Here is a 25108-nt window from a genome sequence, read left to right as displayed (position 1 = left end):
CACCTCAGACCTTCTGTGCCAGCAGGTCGGCGAAATGGGCGACGAGACGCGTCGCCACTTCCGATTTCGGCAGGGTCGGCCAGGTCTCGACGCTGTCGCTGCTGACGAGATGGACGGTGTTGGCGTCGCCGCCCATTACCCCGGTGCCGCCGACATCATTGGCGACGATCAGGTCGCAGCCCTTCTTCGCCAGCTTGGCGCGAGCATAGTCGACGACGTTCTGCGTCTCCGCCGCGAAGCCGACGACCAGGGCCGGCCGGTCGATCTCGCGCGCCGCGATGGTTGCGAGGATGTCGGGGTTCTCCACCAGCGCGAGGCTGGGCGGGCTCTTGCCGTCCTTCTTCATCTTCTGTCCGGCGGCACCGGCGGTACGCCAGTCGGCGACGGCGGCGGCGAAGATCGCGATATCGGCCGGCAGTGCGCTTTCCGTCGCCGCCAGCATGTCGCGGGCGCTCTCGACATGGACGGTATTGACCCCAGCGGGATCGGCAATCGTCACCGGCCCGGAGATCAAGGTCACCTCAGCGCCCGCCGCCGCCGCGGCTGCGGCGATGGCGTGGCCCTGCTTGCCGGAGGAGCGGTTGGCGATGTAGCGCACCGGGTCGATCGGCTCATGCGTCGGCCCGGAGGTGACGAGCACGCGCTTGCCCGCCAGCGGCTTCGGCCCGGAGGGAGCGCCGCCGGGCAGGCGTCCGAGGAAACCGATCGAAGGCGTCTGCCTGTTGTCGCCGGCGAGGGCCAGTTCGATCGCGGCCAGGAGCTCGTGCGGCTCGGCCATGCGGCCGGGGCCGCTCTCGCCGCGCTCGGCCATGGCGCCGGAATTGGGGCCGACGACGAGGACGCCGTCCTTCTGCAGCGTTGCCATGTTGCGCCGCGTCGCCGGATGCTCCCACATCCGCGGGTTCATCGCCGGGGCGATCAGGACGCGCTTGTCGGTGGCGAGGAGCGCCGTGGAGGCCAGATCGTCGGCGTGGCCATTGGCCATCTTGGCGATCAGGTCGGCGGTGGCAGGCGCGACGACGAGAAGATCGGTCGAGCGCGACAGGGCGATATGGCCGATATCGGCCTCGTCCGTCAGCGAGAACAGGTCGGTGAAGCATTTCTCGCCCGCCAGCGATGACACGGCCAGCGGTGTGACGAACTGCTCGCCGGCCTTGGTCAGGATGCAGCGGCAGGCGATGCCGTGATCCTTCAGGCGCCGGATCAGCTCTAGGCATTTATAGGCGGCAATGCCGCCGCCGATGATGAGCAGGATGGAGCGGGAAGCGGGCAAGGGCGTGGCTCCGGAAGGCAGGGCGCGCCGTTTGGTAGCATCGGCCGGGCCGGGCTGTCATGTCTCGCCGTTGGTGGCCCTCGGCTGCGCATCGTTACATGACGGGCGCGTCAGCTTCGCATGTTGCAACCGCACCATGCGCTCGGCTAGTTGTTTTTAAAGGCTCCCTTACGATCACCCAGCGACGAAGGCATCCCGATGAAGAAGGTTTTTCCTGACGCCAAGGCGGCGCTCGCCGGCGTCGTCAAGGACGGCATGACCATCATGGCCGGCGGTTTCGGCCTCTGCGGCATTCCCGATACGCTGATCGAGGCGATCCGCGACTCCGGCGCCAGGAACCTGACCTTCATCTCCAACAATGCCGGCGTCGACGGCGCCGGGCTTGGCATCCTGCTCGAGACCAAGCAGATCAGGAAGATGATCTCGTCCTATGTCGGCGAGAACAAGCTCTTCGCCCAGCAATATCTCGCCGGCGAGCTCGAGCTCGAATTCAACCCGCAGGGCACGCTGGCCGAGCGCATCCGCGCCGGCGGCGCCGGCATCCCCGCCTTCTACACCAAGACCGGTGTCGGCACGCTGATCGCCGAGGGCAAGGAAGAGCGTGTCTTCGATGGCGAGCGCTACATCATGGAGCGCGGCCTCTTCGCCGACATCTCGATCGTCCATGCCTGGAAGGGCGATACCGAGGGCAACCTCGTCTACCGGAAGACGGCGCGGAACTTCAATCCGATGATGGCCTCGGCCTCGCGCATGACGATCGCCCAGGTCGAGCATCTCGTCCCGGCCGGCGAGATCGACCCCGACCACATGCACACGCCCGGCATCTTCGTGAAGCGCATCGTGCATGTCGCCAATCCGGTGAAGCGCATCGAGCAGCGCACCGTGCGCAAGCGCGAAACGGCCTGAGAGGAGATCACGCACATGGCCTGGACCCGTGAACAGATCGCCGCTCGCGCCGCCAAGGAGCTGAAGGACGGCTTCTACGTCAATCTCGGCATCGGCATCCCCACCCTCGTCTCGAACTACATCCCCGACGGCATGAGCGTGCAGCTCCAGTCGGAGAACGGCATGCTCGGCATGGGCCCCTTCCCCTATGAGGGCGAGGAGGATCCCGACCTGATCAATGCCGGCAAGCAGACCATCACCGAACTGCCGACGACGAGCTATTTCTCGTCCTCGGACTCGTTCGGCATGATCCGCGGTGGCCATATCGACCTCTCCATCCTCGGCGCCATGCAGGTCGCCGAGAATGGCGACCTCGCCAACTGGATGATCCCCGGCAAGATGGTGAAGGGCATGGGCGGCGCCATGGACCTCGTCGCCGGCGTCAAGAAGGTCGTGGTGGTGATGGAGCACGTCGCCAAGAACAAGGACGGCTCGGAATCGCCGAAGCTGCTCAAGGCCTGCGACCTGCCGCTGACCGGTGCCGGCGTCGTCGACATGGTGATCACCGATCTCGGCGTCTTCAAGATCGATGAGAATGGCGGCGGCATGACCCTGATCGAGCTCGCCGAGGGCGTGTCCCTCGACGAGATCAAGGCCAAGACCGAGGCGGACTTCAAGGTCGCGCTCTGACCTCGCAAAGCCGCGCCAGCGCCTCGGCGAAGGCGCGCGCGGCCGGGCCCATCGCCTCGTCGAGGCGGTGGGCGAGATAGGCTTCGGCCGGGAGCTGTGCGTTCCGGCCGAGCGCCCCGGTCGCGACCCTGACCAGTCTGCCCTCGGCAAGGTCGCGCTCGATCAGCCAGTTCGGCAGCCGGCCCCAGCCGAGCTCGGCCAGGATCATCGCATGCTTGGTGTCCTGCCCGGTGACGCGGCAGGTCTGTGGCGAGAGCACGCCGAAATCCTGCGAGCCCGAGATCGGTGTCGGGTCGATCTGCACGATCTGGAGATGTCCGGCGAGTTCGGAGCGCGACAGGACGCGCCCGTCGCCTGCCCGGGCGAGCGGATGTGTCGCCGCAACGACGGCGATCATCTCGATCGATGTCAGCGCTTCGATCGCGATGCGCGGATCGCGGAAGTTCTCGCCGACCGTGATGGCCAGCGCGCTGCGTCGCTCCAGCAAGGCTGCGATCGGGCCGCCGAGCGGCTCGATGGCGAGCCTGATCGAGACCGAAGGATAGCGCTCGCGCAGGCCGGCGAGCGCCGCACCGATCAGTGGCGAGGGAAACAGCACGTCGATCGTCAGCGACAGCTCGATCTCGACGCCACGGCTCAGGCCATGGGCGCGGGCCTTCAAGGCACCGACCCGCAGCAACACCTCCCTGATGTCGGCGAGCAAGGCCTTGCCTTCCGCCGTCAGGGCCGGGCGATGGCCCGAGCGGTCGAACAGCTGGAGGCCGAGCTGCGCCTCCAGATTGGCGATGGCATGGCTGATGGCGGATTGGGCCCGCGACAGCCGCGCCGCTGCCGAGCGGAAGCTGCCGGCTTCGGCTACGGTCACGAAGGTCCGCATCTGGTCGAGCGTGAGCGCATCGAGCATGATCGATTTCCTTGATCGACTCGATGCCAATTATCTCACTTTTCGAGATCGACGGGAAACCGCATCTCCGGGGGACGCCGTAGCGCCATCCAAGGAACAGAGCATGGACGATCTGCCTGCTGAGACCGTCGTCGCGAGATCGCGCTCATGACAGCCGCTGTCGCAACGCCCGCGGCCAGGACCGACTGGCTCGCTGTCACGGTCGTGGTCGCCAGCGGTATCGTCGCGGCGCTGCAGGTCGGCAAGGCGGCGATCGCGATGCCGCTGGTGCAGGCCGAGTTCGGGCTGGACCTCGGCACACTCGGCTGGCTCGCCTCGATCTTCTCCGTGCTCGGCATGGTCGGCGGCATCCCGGTTGGCACGCTCGCCATCAGCCTCGGCGCACGGCGCGTTCTGCTGCTCGGTTTGCTGGCGGTCGCGCTCGGCGCCTTCCTGGGCGCATCGGCGCCACGCTTTCCGATGCTCCTCGGCTCGCGCGTCGTCGAGGGCCTCGGCTTCCTGCTGATCACCATTGCCGCCCCCGCAATCCTCCAGCGTGTCGCCAGCTCCGCCCAGCGCGATATCGTCATGGCGCTGTGGAGCTGCTTCATGCCGACAGGCATCGCGCTCGCCATGCTCGCGGGGCTCTGGCTCACCGACTGGCGCATGATCTGGCAGGTCACCGGCGTACTCGCGGCCATCGCGATCGTCCTGACCGTGTTGACGGTGCCGAACACCAGCGGCGGCACGCGGCCATCCTGGGCGGCTCTTGCCGGCGATGCCGGCGCGGTGCTGGGCGCGCGCGGGCCGGCGCTGCTTGGCCTCATTTTCGCGCTCTACGCGCTGATGTTCTTCGCCCTGTTCAATTTCCTGCCGGTGCTGCTGATGCAGCGCATGCAGGTCTCGCTCGCGACGGCCGGTCTGCTCGGCGCCCTCGCCAGCGCCGTCAACATCATCGGCAACCTCACTGCGGGCCTGTTGCTCGCGCGCGGCGCCTCGCGCGTCAGCCTGATCGTGGCCGCGAGCCTCGTCATGGGGTTGTCGGCCATCGGCATCTTCCTCGGCCTCCTGCCGGATTCCGCGACCTTCCTGCTTTGCGTCCTGTTTTCGATGGTCGGAGGCATCATTCCTGCGACCCTGCTCTCGTCTGCGCCGGTTCTGGCGCCGGCGGCCGGGTTGACGCCCGTCGTCATCGGTCTGCTGATGCAGGGTAGCAATCTTGGTCAGGTCGTCGGTCCCGTTGCCATCGGCAGTGTCATCGAAGCGTTCGGTTGGTCTTCGGCGGCCGGGCTCGTCGGCGGTGCGGCCGTGATCGCCATCCTGGCGGCGCTCGGCCTGCGCGGCGCGCCCGGGCGGAAGCTCTAATCGCGTTCCGTCAGTCGCTGGTCGCGTTCCCAGCCGGCACGGACGAGCTCCGGTATCTCATGCTCTTCCTCGGGATAGCCGAGGCAGAGATAGCCGATCAGTTTCCACTCCGGCGGGACGCCGATGATTCGAGCGATCTCGGCGGGATCGAGGATCGAGACCCAGCCGAGGCCGAGCCCGTGGGCGCGGGCGGCGAGCCAGAACTGCGTGATCGCCGCCACGACCGAATAATCCAGCATCTCCGGCATGGTCCGTCGGCCGAGGCCATGGCCCTGCGCCGTGGCGTGGTCGCAGAACACCGCGAACTGCACCGGCGACTCGCGCAGGCCTTCGAGCTTGAGGCGGGCATAGAGCGCGGCGCGCTCGCCCTCGTACTCGGCCAGCGCATCGGCATTGCAGTGGGAAAAGCTCGCCTGCACCGCTGCTCGCTGGCGGGAATCGTCCACCCTCAGCCAGCGCCAGGGCTGCGAATGGCCGACCGAGGGCGAAAGCTGCATCAGCTCGAGCAATTTGGCGACCAGCGCCTCAGGCACCGGCTCGCGCCGGAAGCGCCTGACATCGCGGCGCCAGGCGAGGAGCTCGCCGAGCGTGTCGCGGAAGCCGTCATCGAAGACGGGCGGCGAACTCACGTCCCCTCCCGCACCGCGATGGCGTGGAAGAATGAGCCCGAGACGAGGCCGCGGCGGCTGCCGGCGGGCGCTGGCGCCGAGCCATGTGGGTCGGTGACCACCGCGAAGGCCGGGTCCTCGCCTTGCGAGATCACGGTCGCGTAATGGAATTCATGGCCGCTGAGACGGTCGCCGGCGCGGCCGAGCGGCCCGTCAGCGGAGAGCACCGCATTGCGATAGCCGAGATTCATCTTGCGCCTGGCGAAGCTGGTCTCGACCGAGAGCAGCCCGGCCATGGCATGGCTCATGCCGTCGGCATCGATCAGGCTCTTGCCCAGCACCATATAGCCGCCGCACTCGCCATGGACCGGGCGGGTCCGGGCGAAGTCGCGCAGCCCGTCGAGAAAGCGCGCGGCGCCAGCTATCCGGCCGGCGTGCAGTTCGGGATAGCCGCCCGGCAACCAGCAGGCATCGCAGCCTTCCGGCGGCGGTTCGTCGGCCAGTGGCGAGAACGGCACCAGCGCGGTCCCTTGCGCTCGCCAGCCCGCCTCGACATGCGGGTAGACGAAACTGAAGGCGGCGTCGCGGGCGATGGCGAGACGCTTGCCCGGGGCCGGCAGTGGCGCGATATGAAGCGTGGAAGCGGGCAAAGCGGTCGCGCCGGCAGCAGCGATGACGGCGTCGAGATCGACAGCCGCCGTGACAGCTTCGGCGAGCGCATCGAGTCGCTGATGCAGATCCTCGGTCTCGCCGGCCTGGACGAGGCCGAGATGGCGCTCAGGCAGGATCAGGCTGGCCTCGCGCGGCAGCGCGCCGAACACGGGCAGGCCGATCTTGTCCATGCCGGCGGCGGCGAGGCGGCGATGGCGCTCGCTCGCGACCTTGTTGAGGATCACGCCGGCGACCCGGATGCGCTTGTCGTAGAGCATGCAGCCGAGCGCGACCGCTCCCGCCGATTGCGCCTGGCCGGAGACGTCGATGACCAGCACCACCGGCCAGCCCAGCAGCGCTGCGATGTCGGCGCCCGTGCCGGTATGGCCATCGGGGCCGGGCACGCCGTCGAACAGCCCCATCGAGCCCTCGGCGACGATGATGTCCGCGCCCCCGGCCGCCTCATGGGCGATCTGGCCGAGCAGCGCGTCCGGCATCGCATAGCTGTCGAGATTGGCACTGGGGGAGCCGGTCGCGGCGGCATGGAACGCCGGGTCGATATAATCAGGTCCGCATTTCAGCCCGCGCACCTTGAGGCCGCGCTGGGACAGTGCCCGCTGCAGCCCGAGCGTGATCGTGGTCTTGCCCGAGCCGGAGCGTGGCGCCGCGATGAGCAGTCCCTGCGCAGTCATTCCTGGCCTCCACGCGGCCGGAAGCGGCGATCATAGCCGGTGGAGTAGAGCGCGCTTTCGGAAAAGTCTTCTGCCGCCAGCGCCGGACCGACCAGGATCAGCGCGGTCCGCTCCAGCTCGGCCGCCCGGACCTTGTCGGCGATATCTGACAGCCGCCCACGCAGGACGCGCTCCTCCGGCCAGGAGGCGCGGAAGACGATCGCGACCGGGCAGTCCGTGCCATAGAAGGGCGTCAGCTCGGTTACGACCTGCTCGATCACATGGATCGAGAGGTGGATGGCGAGCGTCGCGCCCGAGGCCGCGAAAGTCGCCAGCTTCTCCGTCTCCGGCATGGCCGAGGCGCGGCCGGAGGTGCGCGTCAGCACCAGCGACTGCGCCAGGCCCGGCAAGGTCAGTTCCCGCTTGAGCGCGGCGGCTGCGGCGGCGAAGGCCGGCACGCCCGGCGTGATCTGATAGGGGATGCCGAGCTGGTCGAGCCGGCGCATCTGCTCGCCCGTCGCGCTCCAGATCGAGATGTCGCCGGAATGCAGCCGGGCCACGTCCTTGCCCTCGGCATGGGCGGCCTGGATTTCGATGATGATGGCATCGAGGTCGAGCGGGGCGGTGTCGACAATGCGCGCGCCGGGCGGGCACCAGCCGAGCATCGCCTTGGGGATCAGCGAGCCCGCATAGAGGCAGACCGGGCAGGCGCCGATCAGTTCGCGCCCGCGCAAGGTGATGAGGTCGACAGCGCCGGGGCCCGCGCCGATGAAATGGACGGTCACGCGGCGCTCCGGGCGAGTGCGCAGGTAACGCGAGCGGTGGCGATGCGCGGCTGGATCAGGGTGGCGCCCGGCCCGGCCGCGGCAAGCGCGGCTGCCTCGGCTACCGAGCCGACGCCGTAGAGCCCCGAGATCCGGGTCGAGCGCGTGGCGCAGGCGGCCTCGAAGCCGACGAGCGCCTCATCGGGGATAGCGACGAGGGTCAGGTGATGGGCCTGAGCTAACGCGGTCAGTCCCGGTTCGCTTTGGCGCGAGGCCAAGGTCGCGAGACGCTCGATCGCGCCCGGCGGCAGGTTGGCTGCGGCTAGCGTCTGCGTCAGGCAGGCTTCGATATCGGCTTCCGACGTCCCTGGGCGCAGGCCGATGCCGGCGGTGATGCCGCTCACGGCTTCACCACCCGCCATTGCGTTACCGCCATCGCGGCGCGCCAGCCATGCATCGTCCCGATCGGATCGAGATGCGAAACGCCGATGCGGCGGAGATTCCCGCCATGGACCGAGAACAGCGCGGCGAGCCGGGCTTCGCCCTCGATCGTCACGGCGTTCGCGACGAGCCGCCCGCGCGGCTTCAGCGCCGCGAAGGCGGCTTCGAAGACGCCGGGATCGGTCAGCCCGCCGCCGATGAAGACGGCGTCCGGCGAGGCTTTCCCGGCGAAGCTCTCCGGCGCCTTGCCCTCGACCACCTCGAGCGGCGGAGCACCGAGCGCCAGCCGGTTGCGGGCGATGCGGGCGGCGCGCTCCGGCCGCTCCTCGAAGGCGATGGCGCGGTTATGGCGATGGCGCAGGCTCCACTCGATGCCGATCGAGCCCGAGCCGGCGCCGATATCCCAGAGCAGTTCGCCGGCGCGCGGCGCCAGCGCCGAGAGCGTGATGGCGCGGATATCGGCCTTGGTGAGCTGGCCATCATGCTCGAACCAGTCGTCGGAAAGCCCGGTCACGAGGGGCAGGATGCGGGCATCGCGGCCGGCGACGACCTCGATCGCCAGCAGGTTCAGCGGTACGATGCCGTCGAGCGCGAAGGCGTCGGCGCGGGTCTGCCGGATGCGTTCGTTCGGTCCGCCGATCGTTTCCAGCACGGTGATCGTGCTCTCGCCGAAGCCGCGCGCGCTCATCAATTGGGCGACGGCGAGCGGCGTCGAATCGTCCCAGGACAGCGCAAGAACCCGCGCGCCCGGCTGGAGAAAAGGGATGATCCTCTGAAGGGCCCGGCCATGCAGAGAGACCAACCCGCATTCCTCCTGCGGCCAGCGCATCCGCGTGCAGGCCATCGAGAAGGAGGAGAGCTGCGGGATGACGCGCATCTCCGCCGCCGGCACCGCCTTGGTCAGCCCGGCGCCGATGCCGTAGTGGAAAGGGTCGCTGGTCGCGAGGACGCAGACATTGCGGCCCTTTTCGGCCAGGATCGCCGGTAGCGCGTTGCGGAAAGGCTGCGGCCAGGGCCTGGCTTCGCCGGGCACATCGCCGATCAACTTGAGATGGCGCTCGCCGCCGAAGACGATCTCGGCACTCTCCAGCGCGGCCAGCGCTTCGGCGCAGAGCCCGGCGCGACCATCCTCGCCGAGCCCGACCAGCGACAGCCAGGGTCCGGGCGGTGCGCTCGACAGCGTGGCGGTTTCAGGCGAAAACTGTTCCATGACGGTCCTCATCCTTGGCGGCACCAGCGAAGCGGCTGCGCTCGATCAGCTCCTGGCCGAACAGGCACCCGAAATTCGCGCCGTGATCTCGCTTGCAGGTCATACCTCCGACCCGCGCCCTTTGTCCTTGCCGACCCGCACCGGCGGCTTCGGCGGCATTGCCGGCCTCAGGCAATATCTCCTCGACGAGGGCGTCGTCGCCGTCATCGACGCGACCCACCCCTTCGCCGCGATCATGCCTTATCATGCGCAGGCTGCCTGCAAGGCCGAAGGCGTGCCGCTGCTGGCGATCCGGCGTGAAAGCTGGAAGCCGCAGGAGGGCGACCGCTGGAAGAGCGTGCCCGACATCGACGCTGCCGTCGAGGCGCTCGGCGACGAGCCGCGCCGGGTCTTCCTGACCATCGGCCGGCTCGAATTGCCGCATGTCTTCGCCGCCCCGCAGCACCATTACCTGATCCGCGTCATCGAGCCCGTGAACGATCTGCCGCTGCCGCACGCCAGGGTGTTGCAGCAGCGCGGGCCGTTCGAGGCGGAGGCCGAGGAGAAGCTGATGCGGGAGGAGGGCATCGAGGTCCTCGTCAGCAAGAATGCCGGCGGGCCGATGACGCTCGGCAAGCTCATCGCGGCGCGCCGGCTCGGGCTTCCGGTGGTGATGGTCGAGCGGCCGCCCAAGCCCGATGTCGAGACCGTCGAGCATATCGATCAGGTCCTGCCCTGGCTGGTGACGCAGGGGCTCTTCGTCACCGAGCGCGGCGTATAGACGATCGGGTTCTCGCCCTCGCGGGCGATCAATCGTGTCGCGCTGGCGCCGATCATCACCAAGGTCGCCATGTCTGCGGTCTCGGCTGCCGCAATCGCCTCCGCCAGCGTCAGGATGCGCAGGCTCTCGTCGGGCCGCCCGACGGCACGGGCGAAGATCACCGGAGTCTCCGCCGCGCGGATCGTCGCCGCCAGCTCCAGCGCCTTGCCGAGTTGCCAGGGCCGTGCCTTCGAGATCGGGTTATAGAGCGAGATCACGAAATCGGCTGACAGCGCAGCCGTAAGCCGCGCCGTGACGACCTCCCAGGGCTTGAGATTGTCCGAGAGCGAGATCGCGCAGAAATCGCCGCCGAGCGGCGCACCGATCTTGGCCGCGGCCGCGAGCATCGCGGTGATGCCGGGCTCGACGCTGATCTGGAGCTTGCGCCAGTCCGGCTCGCCGGCTTCCAACGCCTCGAACACCGCTGCCGCCATGGCGAAGACGCCGGGATCGCCGCCGGAAACGACCGCGACCGCTTTGCCTTCGGCGGCCAGCATCAGCGCATGCCGGGCGCGCTCGACCTCGACGCGGTTGTCGGAAGCGTGCTTGGTCTGGCCCGCGCGCGCCGGCACGCGGTCGAGATAGGGGCCGTAGCCGATAAGGTCGCTGGCGGTTTCGAGCGCCGCCAGCGCCGCGGGCGTCAGATAGCGCGCTTCGCCGGGACCGAGGCCGATGATGGCGAGCGAGCCGCTCACAGCCGCCGCCCTTCGCCGGGAACGAGGATCATCGAGAAATAGGGGGCTTCGTCGTCGGCCTTCTCGGCGAGGCGGGTCACCACCTGCCCGGCCATGGTGGCGCGCTCGACATAGATGGCGCGGTTGATCAACCCCGCCGCCTGCAGCGCGCGGCGCACTTTTGGCAGGTTGCGGCCGAGCTTCATGATCACTGCCGCATCGGTATCCGCCAGCCGGCGGGTCAGTTCGCCCTCGGCGAGCGTGCCCGGTACCACCGTCATCACATCGTCGCCCCAGCTGATCGGGGCGTCGGCGCGAGCCCAGGCGCCGGCCATGCCGGTCACGCCCGGGACCACTTCGGTCGGGAAGCGATGGGCGAGGCGGCGCCACAAATGCATGAACGAGCCGTAGAAGAAGGGATCGCCATCGCAGAGCACGGCGATGCTGCGGCCTGCCGCCATCTCGCCGGCGAGCCGTTCGGCCGCCTCGTCGTAGAAGGCGGCGATCGGGCCGCTATAGCCCTCGTCCTCGACCGGCACCTCGATCGTCACCGGAAAGGCGAGTTCGATCTCGCGGGCCGGATCCGGCGCGATGATCGCGTCGGCGGTGATACGGGCATTGCCGCGCCGGCCGCGCTTGCAGAAGTGCACGAGACGGTCGGCCTTGAGGATGATGTCGCGGGCGCGCACCGTCATGTAGTCGGGGTCGCCCGGGCCGAGGCCGACGCCATAGAGCAGGGTGCGGGGCGCCTCATTGCTCACGCCGCTCATTCCTTCACCTGCGCCAGCGCGTTGACGGCCGCCGCCGCCATGGCCGAGCCGCCGCGCCGCCCGTGCACGACGAGGAAAGGCACGCGCCCATCCTGCGCCAGCGCCTCCTTCGATTCGGCCGCGCCGACGAAGCCGACGGGAATGCCGATCACCGCCGCGGGCTTCGGCGCACCGTCGTCGAGCATGTCGAGCAGGCGGAACAGCGACGTCGGCGCATTGCCGATCACGACGACGGAACCTGCGAGATGCGGACGCCAGAGCTCCATCGCCGCGGCCGAGCGCGTCGTGCCCATCTCCTCCGCCAGCTTCGGCACGCTCGGGTCGGGCAGCGTGCAGATCACCTCGTTCTTCGCCGGCAGGCGGGCGCGGGTGACACCATCTGCGACCATGCGGGCGTCGCACAGGATCGGCGCGCCCTTCGCCAGCGCGACCTCGGCCGCCTCTGCGAAATCGGGCGACATCGCCACGTCCCTGGGCAGGTCGGTCATGCCGCAGGCATGGATCATGCGGACGACGACGCGCTCGGCCGTGCCAGAAAAGCGCGACAGGTCGGATTCGGCCCGGATGATGGCGAAGGAGCGCTCATAGATCGCGGCTCCGTCGCGGATATAGGCGTGACGCGTGCTCAAACTCTGTGACCTGCTTCTAGTGGCGCGCCGCTTCCAGGCGCGCGCGGATGTCCTGACGCGGTTCGAGCCGGCGCACAAGTTCCGTCAGCGAAAGATGGGCCACGGCGGTGTCGCTGGTGCCGCCATCGATGATCACATCGTAGCGCCCGTCGCGCCCGACCAGAGTGAGGTCGGCGCTGCCGGGATGGGCGCAGGACTTGGTGCAGCCGGAGACATGTAGGCCGAGGCCGTCGGCGAGAAGCGGTGCCATCGCGTCCGCCAGCACTGCGGCATCGGCCAAGGCCGGCGCCTCACCGCGCGTGCAGGCCGGCGAACCGGTGCAGGCTGCAACCGAAAGACGTGGATCGTCAGCTTCGACGATCAGGCCTTCGTTTCGGAGTCTCTCGCGCAACAGATACGCCGCTTCAGCCGAAAGGCCGCAGAAGGCAAAGCCACGCCATGGCGAGACCCTGATCTCGTCGGCGCCGGCCTCGCGAGCGAGTTCGCTCAGGCGGCGTAGACCGTCTGTGTCCGTTCGGCCAAAGGGCAATCCGGCCAGCACGGCAATCCTGTTGTCCCGTTCCGCGAAGAGGCCGACCGGTGAGGGCTTCGATCGGGTGGCAGGCGTCGGCATTGGCCCGAGTCCAGACGATGTCGCCAGCGCGATCAGCGTATCCGGTGAGAGATCGCGCATGCGGCGAACATGCCCGAGGTTGCGATGGCTCGCGGCCGCAAAGCCGCTGAGCAGCCGGGCCGCCAGTGTCGGTGTCTCATCCAGTGCAACCGGCCCGAACCACAGGTCGCCCGGCAGGCCAAACGCGATCGTATCGGCCGCGACCGCGCGCAGCCTGAGATCAGCGGCGAAGCCATCGAGTGCCAGCGCGCCGCCGCCATCGACCACGATCGAGAATTTCGCCGGCAGGCCCGAAACGGTGCGGCCGGCGCACTCGACCGCCTCAGCCAGTGCAGCGGCGTCGAGCAGATCGTCCGCTGCCCTTCCTGCGAGCGGGGAGGTCAGCACCAGCCGGTTCGGCCCGTCGCCCTCGGCTTCGTCGACGAGCCCGGCTTCGAGCAGATCGTCGACCAGCGCCGGATGCGTGTCCTCGCGGATGCCGCGCAATTGCAGATTACCGCGGGCGGAGATCTCGATCTGGCCGTTGCCATGCCGGCTCGCCAACTCGACGATGGATGCGAGCTGGTCCGGCGTCAGCGCATTGCGCGGCGGATGCAGGCGCACCAGCAGGCCGTCGCCGGTCAGCATCGGTCGCAAGGTGCCCGGGCACCAGCCGCGCCGCATCGTCTCGCGGGTTGCGGCGTTCATTCCGCCGCCTCCCGGCCCGAGAGCATTGCCGCTGAGTTCGAGCGGCTCTTCCAGAGTCCGCGCTCCTGCGCCTCGGCGAGGCGGGAGCGGATCGAGGCGGCGGCCGGCGCATTGGCCTGCTCCAGCGCCTGCCAGGTGGCGGGGTCACCGCAATAGGCTTGGAAGACCGCGTCGAACAGGCCGTCGGAGACCGCATCGGTAGCAGCCGCATAGACGAAGAGCGCATCGACGGCTTCTGCCAATTCGGCCGCGCCGCGCCAGCCATGGGCGAGATGGCTCGCGATCCAGCGGGGATGACAGAGCCGGCCATGGACGATGCGCGAGACATCCTCGGCCAGCGTGCGTGCCTTTGGCCTGTCGGGATCGGAGGTGTCGAGGCTGTAGAGCGCGACCTTGCCACCTTCGGCCTGCATCGCCGCGACGAAGCCGCCGATCACGTCGGCGGCGCTGGTCGCTTCCAGGATGTCGCGCCCGGCGGTGTCGCTGACATGGACGAAGGCCTCGGCCTTCTTGACCCGGGTGGTGAAGCTTTCATCAGGCGACGCTGTGCCATCCGGCCCGCCATAGGCATGGCTGGTCGCGGCGAGATAGGCCTCGCCCAGTTCGGCGCGCGCCTGCCAGTCGCCGTCGAGCGCCCGGTCGGCCATGGCGGCGCCATAGCGGCCGGGCGCGGCACCGAAGATGCGTGCACCCGCCTCGCCGCGGCGGCGGGCGGCGGCGGGCTCGTTCCAGTCGTCCGGCTCGTCGAGCGCGGCAACGGCGCGCGCGGCGCCATCGAGCAAGGCGATCTGCGCCGGGAAGGTGTCGCGGAAGGCGCCGGAGATGCGGATGGTGACGTCGGCACGCGGCGCGGCGAGCTTGGCCTGCGGGATGATCGAGAAGCCGGTGACGCGGGTCGAGCCATGGTCCCAGAGCGGTTCGACGCCCATCAGATGCAGGGCATGGGCGATGTCCTCGCCGCCCGAGCGCAAAGTCGGCGAAGCCCAGAGATCCATCACGATCCGGCGCGGATAGTCGCCCTCGTCCTGGAGATGACGGGCGATGATCGCCTGCGCCGCCCTGGCGCCAAGCTTTGCGGCCGAGCGGGTCGGTAAGGCGCGCGGGTCGAGCGTCGAGAGGTTGCGCCCGCTCGGCAGCACGTCAGGCCGGCCGCGATGCGGCGCGCCGGCCGGGCCGGGCGGCACGAAGCTGGCATCGAGCGCCTTCAGCAGGTTGCGGCGTTCGTTCTCGGCGGAGATGGGATCGGCCCCGGAGGAGCCGAACACATGGAGCCCGTCGCGGAAGGCGGTCTCGGCGAGGTCGCAGAGATGGGCGTCGAGCGCCGCGAGCGCACTCGCCATGTCCTGATCCGGCGTGACGCCGCTTGCCGCGGCAAGGCCGGTGCGCTCGGCCCGGTCGAGGATCTCGCGTGCGACGAGCTCGGCCCGGCGTGGATCCAGCACCTGCGCCTGCGAATACTCCTCGACGAGATCGCGCAGCAGCGCCGCCTCGCCGGCCGTGTCATGGTTCGCCAGCGGCGGCGGCAGATGGCCGAGCGTCAGCGCCGAGAGCCGGCGCTTGGCCGGCGCCGCCTCGCCGGGATCGTCGACCACATAGGGGTAGATCACCGGCAGCGCGCCGACCGCGAGCCGTGGCCAGCAGGCGGCCGACAGAGCCACCGCCTTGCCGGGCAGCCATTCGGTCGTGCCATGGGTGCCGAGATGGATCAGCACATCGGCGCGGAAGACCTCGCGAAGGCCGAGATAGAAGGCGAGATAGGCGTGTCCCGGCGGCGCATCGGGGTCGTGATAGCGCGCCTTGCGATCGGGTGAGGCGTCGCGCGCCGGCTGCAGCGCGACGGTGAGGTTGCCCCATTGCACCGTCCGGAAACGGAAAGCCTCGCCGTCGCAGGCCGGGTCGGTTTCGGGCTGGCCGTGGCTGGCGAACAGGGTTTCGCGCGCGACGGCCGGAATGGTGGTGAGCCAGGCACGGTAGCCGGCCAGCGGTACAGAAAAATCGGCAGGGCCTTCGGTGAGCGCCCGCATCAGGTCCGCACCGTCCGGGTTGCCGGTATCGGCTGCGGCTGTGCCGACATCATAGCCCGCCGCCTCCAGAAGCTTCCGGGTTTCCAGTGCGCTCGCCGGCGTATCGAGGCCGACGGCGAAGCCGGCGCGGCCGCCGCGGGCAGGATAGTCCGACATCACCAGCGCGATCCGGCGCTCACTGCGCGGTTTGCGGCCGAGTGCGACCCAGTTCGCCGCGAGATCGGCGAGCGCCGCGATGCCCTCGGCATCGGGAGCCAGCCGTCGCAGCGTCAGCCCGGTTGCGGGATCAGCGATTTCCTCCTTGAAGGCGACGGGGATGGCGCCAAGCCTCCCGTCGAACTCCGGCAGGGCCGCCTGCATGGCGAGGTCGGCGGCGGAGAGCCCGCGCGGCGACGCCTCCCATGCCTCTCGCGCGCTGCCGACCGGCACAGCCTGCAGGATCGGGCAATCGGCGGCGTCGAGCACGAAACTGTCGCCGTCGCGGGCCGAGAAGGCGGTGGTGGTGACGATCAGGGCTGGCTTGCGCGTCGCGATCAGGGCGGCGAGCTCGGCAACGACGCTCGCGTCCTTGAGGCTGGTCAGGGCGAGCGGGAGTGGGCTGAGGCCGCGTGTGGCAAGGGCCGCAGCGATCGCCTCGACCATGGCGGTGTCACCGGCGGCGACGCCCGAGCGGTAGACGAGGATCGGGACGAGTGGTGCGTTGGTAGGCAGAGTTGCGAGCGCTTTGCGCCAAGGCAAGGGCGTAGCGTTCGGGCCGAGAGCGAACAGCGTGGGGAGTTCGAGGGGGGCAAGGTCGCGCCGGCCCTCATCCCCCTGCCGGGACCTTCTCCCCCGAGGGGAGAAGGGGGCTTCCATTGCTGTCGCGCCTTTCGTTAGCCGACCCTTCTCCCCTTGGGGGAGAAGGTGGCCCGGCGAAGCCGGGTCGGATGAGGGCAGCGCGGCGAGATAGTCATTTGTCCGCCCCAGTAGCCGCCGCATGTTCTCGGCGCCGCCACCGGCGTGGAAATAGCCGAGCAGGTCTACCGCGAACTCAGCCGGTACCGTGCCGTAGCTGGCCAGCCGCTCATCCGCCCGGTCATCGCCCGGCAAGACCGCCAGCGCGACGCCATGCTGCCGGCAGGCAGCGGCGATCTGCTCGACGCCATAGCGCAGATAATCGAGCCCGCCGAGGCAGCGCAGCAGCACGAAGCGCGAGCCGGCGAGCGTCTTCTCGATCAGCAGGTCGATCGAGAGTGGGTGCTTGAAGCGTCGGAGCGGCACCAGGCGAAGGTCGAGCCCGCTATCGGGCGCGGCCGCCGCCAGTGCCGACAGGTCGTTGTCGCTGAAGGAAAGGACGACGAGATCTCCCGGCGGCAAAGCGAGGTCGACGGCGTCTTCGCCGTCGTCGAGCCTCACCTCGCTGGTCGGGAGAAGATGCATCGCATCAGCCTGCGAGCGCTGCTTCCACGGCGGTCCGGTCGAAGCCCTTGAGGCCGATCACCACGAGCCGGCCGTCGCGGGCCTCGTCCGCTCCCCAGGCCCGATCATAGTGGTGGCCAACGCGCCGGCCGACGCCCTGTACCACCAGCCGCATCGGCTTGCCGGGGATGCCGGCGAAGCCCTTGAGGCGCAGCACGCCCTCGGCCTCGGCCGCCTTGGCGACGCGGGCGACGAGTTCTTCTGGCGACGCCGCCTGCGGCAGCGGCAGCGCGACGCTGTCGAAATCGTCATGGTCATGGTCCTCGCCCTCGCCATGATGCGAAGGACGGGCGGCAAGGTCGGCCTCGGCCGCGGCGCCGAGACCGATGATCAGCGCCGGCTCGACCTTGCCATGGGCCGTCTCGACCACCTTGATCGCCTTGGGCAAATGCTGGGCGATCTCGGCCTTGACCCGCTCGCGGCCCTCCGCGTCGACGAGGTCGCTCTTGTTGAGCAGGATCAGGTCGGCGCAGAGGATCTGGTCCTCGAACACCTCCTCCAGCGGATTGTCGTGGTCGACGGCCTGATCCTGCGCGGCCTGCGCCTTCAGCGCTTCGGGATCGTCGGCGAACTGGCCCTCGGCCACCGCCGGCCCGTCGACCACGGCGATGACACCGTCGACGGTGACGCGGCTGCGGATCGCCGGCCAATTGAAGGCCTTGACCAGCGGCTTCGGCAAAGCGAGGCCCGAGGTCTCGATCAGGATGTGCTGCGGCGGGTTCGGCCGGTTCAGCAGGGTCTCCAGCGCCGGGACGAAGTCGTCGGCGACGGTGCAGCAGATGCAGCCGTTGGGCAGTTCGACGATGTCCTCCTGCGTGCAGCCCTCGATGCCGCAGCCGGCGATGAACGAGCCGTCGAAGCCGAGATCGCCGAACTCGTTGACGAGAACGGCGAGGCGCTTGCCGCCGGCATTCTCCAGGAGATGGCGGACGAGGGTGGTCTTACCGGCGCCGAGGAAGCCGGTGATGATCGTGCAGGGCACCTTGCCGAGCGTCGCAGTCTGGGGAGCGTTCATTCGTTTGATCCTTGCTGGCGCGGCAATGGTGGCACGCGCGCGACCACGCCCTTGCGGAACGAGGCGGGTCTTTCCTTCCAGGGAACGATGCCGTTGGCGCTGGCGGCGAATTTCTCCGCCCCGCTGACGATCTCGTCGAGATGAAGACCGGCGTCGAGATCGCCGATCAGATAGGTCCATTTGCCGTCGGCAGCGAGCGCGATCGTGCAGGGTCGCTTGCAGACGGAGAGGCATTCGACCGGAACGACGGCGATGCCGCTGCCGGCCAGCCGCTCGTCCAGCAGCGCCACGAGGCCGATGCCGGGCTGGTCATAGCCCTCCGGCAGGTCTTCGCGCTGGCGCCGGCAGGTGGTGCAGACATGGATGGTGCAGCCCGGCTGCTGCCGGACCTCCTTCGCGAGGGCAAGATCGCCTTCGAGCATCGAAACGCCTCCTTGGCTGGCGCGGCCATCGCTGGCCGCGCGAGGCGTCAGGCCGCGACAGCGGTGGCGCTGCGGCGAGCGAGCCAGGGCCAGAGCACGCCGACGGCGAAGCCGGTGACGAGCCAGAGCGCGGCCTGGATGGCGAGCGAGAGCGCGGCGAAATGCGCGGCGATCTCGGCCGGCACCTTGCTTTCCGGAGTGGCCGGATGCGGCGCGCCGATCAGGTGCGGCAGCAGCAGCGCCAGCACGGCGAGCGCCCGCGCCCAGGAGGCCTCGACGCGCAGGAAGACGAAGAGCGCGCCGGCGGTGACCACCGCCGTCAGCAGCCACCAGAGCTGGCGCTGTTGCAGCTCGGCTGCGGCCGAGCCCGGCAGTTCGGGCGCCAATCCCATCGCCGGAGCGAGCCCGAAGGCGAGGAAACCGCACACCGCCCAGGCGAGGGCCCGGCGCTGGTCGATCTGTTCGTTCGCGGCGATCATCCCGGCCAGCAGCAGCGCGGCGAAGCCGATCGCGGTGGCGATCGTCACCAGGCTGGTGAAGGCGGTGCGTTGGAGGCCATCCTGCGGCTTCCACTCGTGCTCGCCCGTATGTTCCGCGCCGGCTTTCGGGTCGTTATGGGCGAGTTGGATGCGGGCCTCGCCTGAGAAGGCGGCCTGCATCGGCCCGCCCTGCGCACGCAGCGCGGCCTCATAGGTCTCGGCCTTGAGGATCAGCGGGGTGGTGGTGATGTGCTGGAGCGCCGAGATCAGCAGCCCAGCCAGAAGCCCGGCCAGGATGCTGACCGTGAGAACACGCGTGACCATGTGGCTTTCCCCTTAGTGGCAGGGGAAGGCGAGGCCGTGACGGGTGTCGTGCGCCGCGTTGTGGACAGTGGACGAGGCGGCGAAGCCGACGGTGTAGATCAGCACGAAGCCGAGGATCAGCGCGGCGGCGACGGCTTTCGCCCGCTCCGAAACGCTGGCCTGGCTGGTGACGGTAGCCGTATTCATCTGGTTCTCCTTGGCCACCCCACCGGCAGCCTGCTGGACGACATCGAAAGACGGCAGGTCTCCTGGCTCACGGCTCGGTGTCCTGCTCCGCCTTCCCGGGGAAACCCAGTGGCCGATGGCGCAGGACGCGCCGCTTACAGTTGCGGGGGCAGCCGCGGCCTTTCACCGCGTTCCCTTTTCACCTCGTTGTCGAGGCACCGTCACCGACGATCATTAGCCATCCGGCAGGCACTGTGCAATGCAGTGCCATGACCGAAAGCGCATGGCGGCACGCATGACCCTTCCCCCGCTCACCCTCGTCCTGGGCGGTGCCCGCTCCGGCAAGAGCCGCCATGCCGAGGCGCTGATCGAGGCGCTGCCGGCGCCCTGGACCTATATCGCCACCGCCCAGGCCTATGACGACGAGATGCGCGCCCGCATCGCCGAACACCGCGCCCGTCGCTCCCGCGACTGGCAGACGGTCGATGCGCCGGTGGCTCTGCCCGAGGCGATCCGCAATGCGCGGGCGGGGCAGCCGATCCTGGTCGACTGCCTGACGCTCTGGCTGACCAACCTGCTGCTCGCCGAGCGCGATATCGCGATCGCGACCGGCGAGCTCGTCGCCGCCTGCCGCGAGGCGAGCGCTCCCGTCGTGCTGGTCTCCAACGAGGTCGGCCTCGGCATCGTGCCGGACAATGCCCTCGCCCGGCGCTTCCGCGACGAGGCCGGCCGCCTGCATCAGCGGCTTGCGGCGCAGGCCGGGCGCGTGGTCTTCATGGTCGCCGGATTGCCGATGCAGGTGAAGTGACGTGATGATGAATGAGGCCGAGGACGCCGCCCGCCACAAGGCGAAGATGGAAAAGCGCAAGGCGGTGCAGGACGCCGAAGTCGCCGGCAAGACGCTGGAAAAGGGCCTGCTGATCGTCAACACCGGCCCGGGCAAGGGCAAGTCGACCGCCGCCTTCGGCCTGATCCTGCGCGCGCTCGGCCATGGCTGGCGCATCGGCGTCGTCCAGTTCATCAAGGGCGCCTGGTCGACCGGCGAGCGCAAGGCGCTGGAAGCCTTCGGCGACCAGATCTCCTGGCATTCCATGGGCGAGGGCTTCACCTGGGAGACGCAGGACAAGGCCCGCGACATCGCCGCCGCGACCCGCGCTTTCGAGAAAGCGAGGGAATTGATGGCCGACGAGAGCATCCGGCTCTTGGTGCTCGACGAGCTCAATATCGCCTTGCGCTACGACTATTTGCCGCTCGCAGAGGTCGTGACGGTGCTGCAGGCCCGCCGGCCCGACCTCCACATCGTCGTCACCGGCCGCAACGCCAAACCGGAGCTGATCGAAGTCGCCGATCTGGTGACCGAGATGACGCTGGTGAAGCATCATTTCGCCGCCGGTGTGAAGGCGCAGGAGGGGATCGAGTTCTAGAGGGTGAGCGCCGCAAGGCTCCCGGCCGCTGCCAATCCCCAAAGCAGCAGGCAGGCGCGCCGGTAGAGGGCAAGCGCCCGCCGGATGTCGGCAGCCGTCGCCTCGGCCCTGCCATCGCCCATCCAGCCATCCTCGACCCTGACCGCGCCATAGACGCGGGGACCGGCGAGGCGAAGCCCGAGCGCGCCCGCCATCGCCGCCTCCGGCCAGCCGGCATTGGGCGAGCGGTGGCGACCGGCATCGCGGCGTACCGCGCGCCAGGCTGCGCCGGCATCGGCCTGTCGGTCGAGCGCCGCGGCGACCGTCAGCAGCAGCGCGGTCAGCCGCGAGGCGGGGAGGTTGACGAGATCGTCGAGTCGCGCTGCCGCCCAGCCGAAGGCGAGATGGCGCGGCGATTTGTGGCCGATCATCGAATCGGCGGTGTTGATCGCCTTGTAAAGCGCCCCGCCCGGCAGGCCGCCGACGCCGAGCCAGAAGGCCGGCGCGACGATCCCGTCGGAAAAGTTCTCGGCCAAGCTCTCGATCGCGGCGCGTGCGACGCCGGCTTCATCGAGGCTCTCAGGATCGCGGCCGACGATCATCGACACGGCCTTGCGCCCCCCAGCGAGTCCGTCGCGCTCCAGCCCCTCGGCGACGCGGGCGACATGCTCATGCAGGCTGCGTTGCGCCAGCAGGCTCGACGCCAGCAGAGCCAGCGACAGCAGAGCGAGCGGCCCGGCGATGCGGCAGAGCGCGACAAGCGCCAGTGAAGCGACGAGCGTCACGCCCAGCAGGATCAGGAGCGCGGCGACACCGGCCATTCGCCGCATCGCGAAGCTCATGGCCTCGTGGTTGAAGCTCCGATCCAGCCAGCCGATCAGCGCGCCGATCCAGGTGACGGGATGGCCGATCCATGCGAACAGGCGCGCCGGATAGCCGATCGCCGCCTCGATCACGAGGGCGGCGAGGAGGAGCGGCAGGCTTGCGGAGAGCGACATGGCGGCCGAAGGAACGAAGGAGGCGATCTGGCATGGCGGCGATCTCGCCACGGCCCAGGCGCTGTTCCCGCAGGCGCCAGAACCCTGGATCGATCTCTCGACCGGTATCAACCCGATCTCGTATCCGCTTCCGGAGCTGCCGTTAAGCCTGTGGCAGCGCCTGCCGGGTAAGGTTGACGAGGCGGCGCTGCACGCCGCGGCCCGCAGGGCCTATCGCATTCGCTCCGAAAGCGGCCTCGTCGCTGCGCCGGGCACGCAGATCCTGATCGAATTGCTGCCGCGTCTGGTCCCGGCTGCGAATGTCGCCGTGCTCGGCCCGACCTATGGCGAGCATGCGCCGGCCTGGCGCAGGGCGGGCGCGACGGTGCGCGAGATCGATGACCTCGCCGAGATCGGGGGCGCCAATGTCGTGGTGCTGGTCAATCCGAACAATCCGGACGGGCGCGTCGTCGCGCAGCAAAGGTTGGTCGAACTGGCGGGTACGCTTGCAGCGCGAGGCGGCTTGCTGGTGGTCGATGAAGCCTTTGCCGATTTCGCACCCGAGAGCAGCCTGCTGCCGATCGTGCCGGAAGGGGCTCTCGTTCTGCGCTCCTTCGGCAAGGCCTATGGGCTCGCCGGCCTCAGGCTAGGCTTCGCGGTGGGCGAGACGCGCTTCACCAATGCCCTGCAGGCAATGCTCGGCCCCTGGGCGGTGGCCGGGCCGGCGCTGCATGTCGGAGCTGTCGCGCTCGGCGATGCGCAGTGGCTGTCCGCCGCGGGCGAAGCGCGCGCTGCCGACAGCAGGCGGCTCGATACCTTGCTTGCGCCGCATGGCCGGGTCGTCGGCGGAACCGTGCTCTATCGCCTGATCGAGACGCCGCAGGCGCCAGCGCTGTTCGAGCGGCTCGGCCGGGTGGGCATCTATGTCCGCCGCTTCCAGCACGATCCCTCGCGCCTGCGCTTCGGCCTGCCGGGGGACGAGGCGGCTTGGTCGCGATTGGCGCAGGCGCTCATGCCGGCCTGAACCTCGCTGCGCGGCCATCGCAGCCGGCGCATGCGGAGGTGTACGGGACGAAGCGGCGCCCTGGCGCTATCGTCAGGTGATTCCAGCGATCCGGAGACAAGACGCAATGCAGCCTTGGCCGAAGCAGTCCGCTCTCACCATCGGTTTTGCCCATCCGGCCTATCAGATGCGCGACGAATATCTCGCCCGCAACGGCCAGGCGACGAGCTTCGAGGTCCGCAATCTCGACGATCTCAGGGCCCGCGCGCCGGAAGCCGATGTGCTGGTCGTCTCCGGCCTGTGGCGCAACGACATGCTGGAGGGCTTGAGCAAGCTGCGCTTCATCCAGTCGATCAGCGCTGGCACCGACCAGTTCGACAAGCCCAGGCTGGCCGCAGGTGGCATCCGTCTCGCCAGCGCCCAGGGCGGCAATGAGCGGGCCGTGGCCGAGCACGCGATCTCGCTGATCCTGGCGCTGGCGCGTCAGCTTCATCTCGCCCGCGACAACCAGGCAAAGGCCTATTGGCGGCCGATGATCAGCGATCGTTCCCGCCGCGAGGACGAGCTCGGCGGCCGCACGCTGGTGATCGTCGGGCTCGGCCGCATCGGGCTGCGACTTGCGGCGATTGCCTCGGCTTTTGGCATGCGCGTCATCGGCGTGCGCCGCCGGCCGGGGTCAGAGCCGAATGTCGAGACGATCGTGCCGCCGGCTGAGTTGCACGCCGCGCTGGCGCAGGCCGATTTCGTCGCTCTGACCTGCCCGCTGACGCCGGAGACAGAAGGGCTGATCGATGCCGCCGCGCTCGCGGCGATGAAGCCATCTGCCTATCTGATCAATGTCGCGCGGGGCCGTGTCGTCGACGAGCCGGCGCTCATCGCCGCACTCGAAGCGGGCCGTATCGCAGGTGCCGGCATCGATTGCGTGTACGAGGAGCCGCTGCCGGCAAGCTCGCCGCTCTGGGCGATGCCGCAGGTGCTGCTGACGCCGCATAGCGCGGGCGAGACCCGCGCCTATGAGAGCAATGTCGTCGATATCCTCTTGGACAATCTCGGCCGGCTGGAGCGCGGCGAGGCCGCGCTGCTCAACCAGATCGTCTGAGCAGCGCCAGCGCAGGTGCCAGGCGGTTTTGTTGCCCCCGCAGTTGCGCGGGGCCGAAAAGATTAAGCCTCCCCGGCGAAGCTGCGCTCGCCCGGGAGGCTCTGATCCGGTTCGAATTCACCAGCGCGGGCGCGGGCCGTAGCTGCCGTCGCAGCCGACGAGCGGGCCGCCGGGATAGTAGTCGTCGATGACGATGTCCGGCATGGCGCAGCCGCGGTTGGTGCTGCGGCTGATGCGGCGACGCTGCTGCCCGTAATCATCGGGCTCGACCATGACGGTGCGGCCGTCATAACGCGGTTCCGCCTGTCGGGCGGTCGCCAGTTTCGGGGCCGGACGCGGAGCCTGGGTGCGCTCGGCCGTCTTCTCGGTGGCCTGCTGGCGCGCCGGCGGCACCGGCGCCGCGGCGACGTCGGTGTCCTTGCCGTCCTTGGCGGCGACCTGCGAAGCGGGGACGACCACGTCCTCGGCGCTGGCACGCACCAGCTTCTGGACGCCGGTGTCGAGGACGAGCGTGCGGAAGGGCGCATCGCCGCAACCGCCGCAACGGGCCGGGTCGAGCGGGACGAGATCGACCCGTGCCTTGCCATCGTCATTGGCTTGGCCTTCGCCGGTGGCGCGGGCGGCGATGACGACCTTGCCGGCATCCTCGAGCTGCATCTCGATCAGCTGCGTGCGGAGCGCGCGGGCCCGGCGGAAATTGACGACCTCGTCGCCGCCCGAGACCAGGATGGCGAAGGGCGCACCCTTGGGGGCATTGCCGCGGAAGACGTCGCGCAGCTGGGTGATGGCGCGGCGTGCGTCGGAGGAAACCTCCCAGCTGCCCGGCGCGAAGGCGATCTGGCGCGTCGTCATGATCTCGCGGGCCGCCTGGGCGACGCCGAGCGAAACGGTGCGCGAGGAGAATTCCAGCTTCAGCGACTGCGGCCGCTCGGCGACCTTCGGCGCATCGGGGTTACCGCCTTCGGCCTGCGCGAAACCGGCGCCGGCCGAGACGATGACGGCGAGGGCGGCGACAGCGAGGCGCAGGCGGTTGGTGCGCAGGCGGGTGGTCTGGTCGAGCTGGAAGCCCATGGCGGGTCTCCTCATGAACGGGTGTGCGCTGGGCACGTTGCCAGACCCTTGGCGA

General features: G+C 69.4%; 26 protein-coding genes and 1 riboswitch. Of the genes, 8 read left to right on the top strand and 18 right to left on the bottom strand.

Features of this window, described 5'->3' with window-relative positions:
• Positions 1–4 precede the first annotated feature (4 nt).
• Complete coding sequence (locus tag VGV58_RS22350) at positions 5–1273, bottom strand: phosphopantothenoylcysteine decarboxylase domain-containing protein (protein ID WP_326876254.1); 1269 nt, start codon at positions 1271–1273, stop codon at positions 5–7.
• Between the two features lie 198 nt (positions 1274–1471).
• Here VGV58_RS22350 and VGV58_RS22345 point away from each other — a divergent pair, with 198 nt between their 5' ends.
• Together VGV58_RS22345 and VGV58_RS22340 are read left to right on the top strand one after the other, a co-directional pair.
• Positions 1472–2179 (top strand): CoA transferase subunit A, encoded by a 708-nt coding sequence (locus VGV58_RS22345; RefSeq protein ID WP_326876253.1) that lies wholly within the window; start codon positions 1472–1474, stop codon positions 2177–2179.
• A gap of 15 nt (positions 2180–2194) precedes the next feature.
• The gene (locus VGV58_RS22340; protein WP_326876252.1) at positions 2195–2848 is read left to right on the top strand and encodes a CoA transferase subunit B; all 654 of its coding nucleotides are present in this window, start codon (positions 2195–2197) and stop codon (positions 2846–2848) included.
• Here VGV58_RS22340 and VGV58_RS22335 read toward each other — a convergent pair.
• A complete protein-coding gene (locus VGV58_RS22335; protein ID WP_326876251.1) occupies positions 2832–3752 on the bottom strand; it encodes a LysR family transcriptional regulator in 921 nt (306 codons plus the stop codon). The two genes, VGV58_RS22340 and VGV58_RS22335, sit on opposite strands and share 17 nt — an antisense overlap.
• Before the next feature lie 147 nt (positions 3753–3899).
• On the opposite strand from VGV58_RS22335, the gene VGV58_RS22330 reads away from it, so the two are divergent.
• Positions 3900–5096 carry an MFS transporter gene (locus VGV58_RS22330; protein ID WP_326876250.1) on the top strand — a complete coding sequence of 399 codons (1197 nt, stop codon included), beginning with the start codon at positions 3900–3902 and terminating at the stop codon, positions 5094–5096.
• Here the strand turns inward: VGV58_RS22330 and bluB are convergent.
• From bluB to cbiE, 5 genes are read right to left on the bottom strand one after another with little or no spacing between them, the layout of a single operon-like run.
• Positions 5093–5725, bottom strand: a complete 633-nt coding sequence (bluB, locus tag VGV58_RS22325) for a 5,6-dimethylbenzimidazole synthase (RefSeq protein WP_326876249.1) — start codon at positions 5723–5725, stop codon at positions 5093–5095. The two genes, VGV58_RS22330 and bluB, sit on opposite strands and share 4 nt — an antisense overlap.
• Positions 5722–7047 carry a cobyrinate a,c-diamide synthase gene (locus tag VGV58_RS22320; protein ID WP_326876248.1) on the bottom strand — a complete coding sequence of 442 codons (1326 nt, stop codon included), beginning with the start codon at positions 7045–7047 and terminating at the stop codon, positions 5722–5724. Before VGV58_RS22320 ends, bluB begins: the two co-directional genes overlap by 4 nt.
• Positions 7044–7811 (bottom strand): precorrin-4 C(11)-methyltransferase, encoded by a 768-nt coding sequence (gene cobM / locus VGV58_RS22315; protein WP_326876247.1) that lies wholly within the window; start codon positions 7809–7811, stop codon positions 7044–7046. Before cobM ends, VGV58_RS22320 begins: the two co-directional genes overlap by 4 nt.
• Positions 7808–8194, bottom strand: coding sequence for a cobalamin biosynthesis protein (locus VGV58_RS22310; RefSeq protein WP_326876246.1), 387 nt, complete (start codon positions 8192–8194; stop codon positions 7808–7810). Before VGV58_RS22310 ends, cobM begins: the two co-directional genes overlap by 4 nt.
• Positions 8191–9441: a precorrin-6y C5,15-methyltransferase (decarboxylating) subunit CbiE gene (cbiE, locus tag VGV58_RS22305; RefSeq protein ID WP_326876245.1), complete on the bottom strand. Its 1251-nt coding sequence runs from the start codon at positions 9439–9441 to the stop codon at positions 8191–8193. Before cbiE ends, VGV58_RS22310 begins: the two co-directional genes overlap by 4 nt.
• Between cbiE and VGV58_RS22300 the strand changes: the two genes are divergently transcribed.
• Positions 9440–10201 (top strand): cobalt-precorrin-6A reductase, encoded by a 762-nt coding sequence (locus tag VGV58_RS22300; protein WP_326876244.1) that lies wholly within the window; start codon positions 9440–9442, stop codon positions 10199–10201. The genes cbiE and VGV58_RS22300 overlap by 2 nt on opposite strands.
• On the opposite strand, the gene cobJ is transcribed toward VGV58_RS22300, so the two are convergent.
• Genes cobJ through VGV58_RS22255 form a run of 9 tightly spaced genes read right to left on the bottom strand, consistent with a single transcriptional unit; the run spans position 10144 to position 19521 of the window.
• Positions 10144–10935 (bottom strand): precorrin-3B C(17)-methyltransferase, encoded by a 792-nt coding sequence (gene cobJ / locus VGV58_RS22295; protein WP_326876243.1) that lies wholly within the window; start codon positions 10933–10935, stop codon positions 10144–10146. The two genes, VGV58_RS22300 and cobJ, sit on opposite strands and share 58 nt — an antisense overlap.
• A complete protein-coding gene (locus VGV58_RS22290; protein WP_414644056.1) occupies positions 10932–11684 on the bottom strand; it encodes a precorrin-2 C(20)-methyltransferase in 753 nt (250 codons plus the stop codon). Before VGV58_RS22290 ends, cobJ begins: the two co-directional genes overlap by 4 nt.
• Complete coding sequence (locus tag VGV58_RS22285) at positions 11681–12313, bottom strand: precorrin-8X methylmutase (RefSeq protein WP_326876241.1); 633 nt, start codon at positions 12311–12313, stop codon at positions 11681–11683. Before VGV58_RS22285 ends, VGV58_RS22290 begins: the two co-directional genes overlap by 4 nt.
• Positions 12314–12329: 16 nt before the next feature.
• The gene (cobG, locus tag VGV58_RS22280) at positions 12330–13613 is read right to left on the bottom strand and encodes a precorrin-3B synthase (RefSeq protein ID WP_326876240.1); all 1284 of its coding nucleotides are present in this window, start codon (positions 13611–13613) and stop codon (positions 12330–12332) included.
• Positions 13610–17056 carry a cobaltochelatase subunit CobN gene (cobN, locus tag VGV58_RS22275; RefSeq protein ID WP_326876239.1) on the bottom strand — a complete coding sequence of 1149 codons (3447 nt, stop codon included), beginning with the start codon at positions 17054–17056 and terminating at the stop codon, positions 13610–13612. Before cobN ends, cobG begins: the two co-directional genes overlap by 4 nt.
• A gap of 4 nt (positions 17057–17060) precedes the next feature.
• The gene (gene cobW / locus VGV58_RS22270) at positions 17061–18110 is read right to left on the bottom strand and encodes a cobalamin biosynthesis protein CobW (protein WP_326876238.1); all 1050 of its coding nucleotides are present in this window, start codon (positions 18108–18110) and stop codon (positions 17061–17063) included.
• On the bottom strand, positions 18107–18532 hold the full coding sequence (locus VGV58_RS22265; RefSeq protein WP_326876237.1) for a DUF1636 domain-containing protein: 426 nt from the start codon (positions 18530–18532) through the stop codon (positions 18107–18109). Before VGV58_RS22265 ends, cobW begins: the two co-directional genes overlap by 4 nt.
• Before the next feature lie 47 nt (positions 18533–18579).
• Positions 18580–19335: a CbtA family protein gene (locus VGV58_RS22260; RefSeq protein WP_326876236.1), complete on the bottom strand. Its 756-nt coding sequence runs from the start codon at positions 19333–19335 to the stop codon at positions 18580–18582.
• 12 nt (positions 19336–19347) lie between these two features.
• Entirely contained in the window at positions 19348–19521 is a 174-nt protein-coding gene (locus tag VGV58_RS22255; protein WP_082613285.1) for a CbtB domain-containing protein, read from the bottom strand.
• Between the two features lie 35 nt (positions 19522–19556).
• Positions 19557–19737: riboswitch (cobalamin riboswitch) on the bottom strand.
• Positions 19738–19795: 58 nt separating this feature from the next.
• Here VGV58_RS22255 and cobU point away from each other — a divergent pair.
• Positions 19796–20308, top strand: a complete 513-nt coding sequence (gene cobU, locus VGV58_RS22250) for a bifunctional adenosylcobinamide kinase/adenosylcobinamide-phosphate guanylyltransferase (RefSeq protein WP_326876235.1) — start codon at positions 19796–19798, stop codon at positions 20306–20308.
• Between the two features lie 7 nt (positions 20309–20315).
• Positions 20316–20924: a cob(I)yrinic acid a,c-diamide adenosyltransferase gene (gene cobO, locus VGV58_RS22245; RefSeq protein ID WP_326876783.1), complete on the top strand. Its 609-nt coding sequence runs from the start codon at positions 20316–20318 to the stop codon at positions 20922–20924.
• On the opposite strand, the gene cbiB is transcribed toward cobO, so the two are convergent.
• Positions 20921–21901 (bottom strand): adenosylcobinamide-phosphate synthase CbiB, encoded by a 981-nt coding sequence (gene cbiB, locus VGV58_RS22240; RefSeq protein WP_326876234.1) that lies wholly within the window; start codon positions 21899–21901, stop codon positions 20921–20923. The genes cobO and cbiB overlap by 4 nt on opposite strands.
• Here cbiB and cobD point away from each other — a divergent pair.
• Positions 21900–22904, top strand: a complete 1005-nt coding sequence (cobD, locus tag VGV58_RS22235; RefSeq protein ID WP_326876233.1) for a threonine-phosphate decarboxylase CobD — start codon at positions 21900–21902, stop codon at positions 22902–22904. The two genes, cbiB and cobD, sit on opposite strands and share 2 nt — an antisense overlap.
• A 106-nt stretch (positions 22905–23010) precedes the next feature.
• Positions 23011–23982, top strand: coding sequence for a D-2-hydroxyacid dehydrogenase (locus tag VGV58_RS22230; RefSeq protein ID WP_326876232.1), 972 nt, complete (start codon positions 23011–23013; stop codon positions 23980–23982).
• 117 nt (positions 23983–24099) lie between these two features.
• Here the strand turns inward: VGV58_RS22230 and VGV58_RS22225 are convergent, their stop codons facing one another.
• Complete coding sequence (locus tag VGV58_RS22225; protein ID WP_326876231.1) at positions 24100–25053, bottom strand: hypothetical protein; 954 nt, start codon at positions 25051–25053, stop codon at positions 24100–24102.
• Positions 25054–25108: the final 55 nt, after the last annotated feature.

Origin of the sequence: Allobosea sp. (assembly GCF_035944895.1) — a bacterium.
Taxonomy (GTDB): domain Bacteria; phylum Pseudomonadota; class Alphaproteobacteria; order Rhizobiales; family Beijerinckiaceae; genus Allobosea.
Note: the sequence above shows the minus strand (reverse complement) of the source record. Positions and strands in the feature narration are given on the sequence as shown.

Excerpts from the sequence above, each read along its gene's own strand:
- VGV58_RS22345 (WP_326876253.1), top strand. The coding sequence starts at position 1,472 with ATGAAGAAGGTTTTTCCTGACGCCAAGGCGGCGCTCGCCGGCGTCGTC.
- VGV58_RS22340 (WP_326876252.1), top strand. The coding sequence starts at position 2,195 with ATGGCCTGGACCCGTGAACAGATCGCCGCTCGCGCCGCCAAGGAGCTG.
- VGV58_RS22335 (WP_326876251.1), bottom strand. The coding sequence starts at position 3,752 with ATGCTCGATGCGCTCACGCTCGACCAGATGCGGACCTTCGTGACCGTA.
- VGV58_RS22330 (WP_326876250.1), top strand. The coding sequence starts at position 3,900 with ATGACAGCCGCTGTCGCAACGCCCGCGGCCAGGACCGACTGGCTCGCT.
- VGV58_RS22320 (WP_326876248.1), bottom strand. The coding sequence starts at position 7,047 with ATGACTGCGCAGGGACTGCTCATCGCGGCGCCACGCTCCGGCTCGGGC.
- VGV58_RS22300 (WP_326876244.1), top strand. The coding sequence starts at position 9,440 with ATGACGGTCCTCATCCTTGGCGGCACCAGCGAAGCGGCTGCGCTCGAT.
- cbiE (WP_326876245.1), bottom strand. The coding sequence starts at position 9,441 with ATGGAACAGTTTTCGCCTGAAACCGCCACGCTGTCGAGCGCACCGCCC.
- VGV58_RS22290 (WP_414644056.1), bottom strand. The coding sequence starts at position 11,684 with ATGAGCGGCGTGAGCAATGAGGCGCCCCGCACCCTGCTCTATGGCGTC.
- cobG (WP_326876240.1), bottom strand. The coding sequence starts at position 13,613 with ATGAACGCCGCAACCCGCGAGACGATGCGGCGCGGCTGGTGCCCGGGC.
- cobN (WP_326876239.1), bottom strand. The coding sequence starts at position 17,056 with ATGCATCTTCTCCCGACCAGCGAGGTGAGGCTCGACGACGGCGAAGAC.
- cobW (WP_326876238.1), bottom strand. The coding sequence starts at position 18,110 with ATGAACGCTCCCCAGACTGCGACGCTCGGCAAGGTGCCCTGCACGATC.
- VGV58_RS22265 (WP_326876237.1), bottom strand. The coding sequence starts at position 18,532 with ATGCTCGAAGGCGATCTTGCCCTCGCGAAGGAGGTCCGGCAGCAGCCG.
- VGV58_RS22260 (WP_326876236.1), bottom strand. The coding sequence starts at position 19,335 with ATGGTCACGCGTGTTCTCACGGTCAGCATCCTGGCCGGGCTTCTGGCT.
- VGV58_RS22255 (WP_082613285.1), bottom strand. The coding sequence starts at position 19,521 with ATGAATACGGCTACCGTCACCAGCCAGGCCAGCGTTTCGGAGCGGGCG.
- cobU (WP_326876235.1), top strand. The coding sequence starts at position 19,796 with ATGACCCTTCCCCCGCTCACCCTCGTCCTGGGCGGTGCCCGCTCCGGC.
- cobO (WP_326876783.1), top strand. The coding sequence starts at position 20,316 with ATGAATGAGGCCGAGGACGCCGCCCGCCACAAGGCGAAGATGGAAAAG.
- cobD (WP_326876233.1), top strand. The coding sequence starts at position 21,900 with ATGGCGGCCGAAGGAACGAAGGAGGCGATCTGGCATGGCGGCGATCTC.
- cbiB (WP_326876234.1), bottom strand. The coding sequence starts at position 21,901 with ATGTCGCTCTCCGCAAGCCTGCCGCTCCTCCTCGCCGCCCTCGTGATC.
- VGV58_RS22230 (WP_326876232.1), top strand. The coding sequence starts at position 23,011 with ATGCAGCCTTGGCCGAAGCAGTCCGCTCTCACCATCGGTTTTGCCCAT.
- VGV58_RS22225 (WP_326876231.1), bottom strand. The coding sequence starts at position 25,053 with ATGGGCTTCCAGCTCGACCAGACCACCCGCCTGCGCACCAACCGCCTG.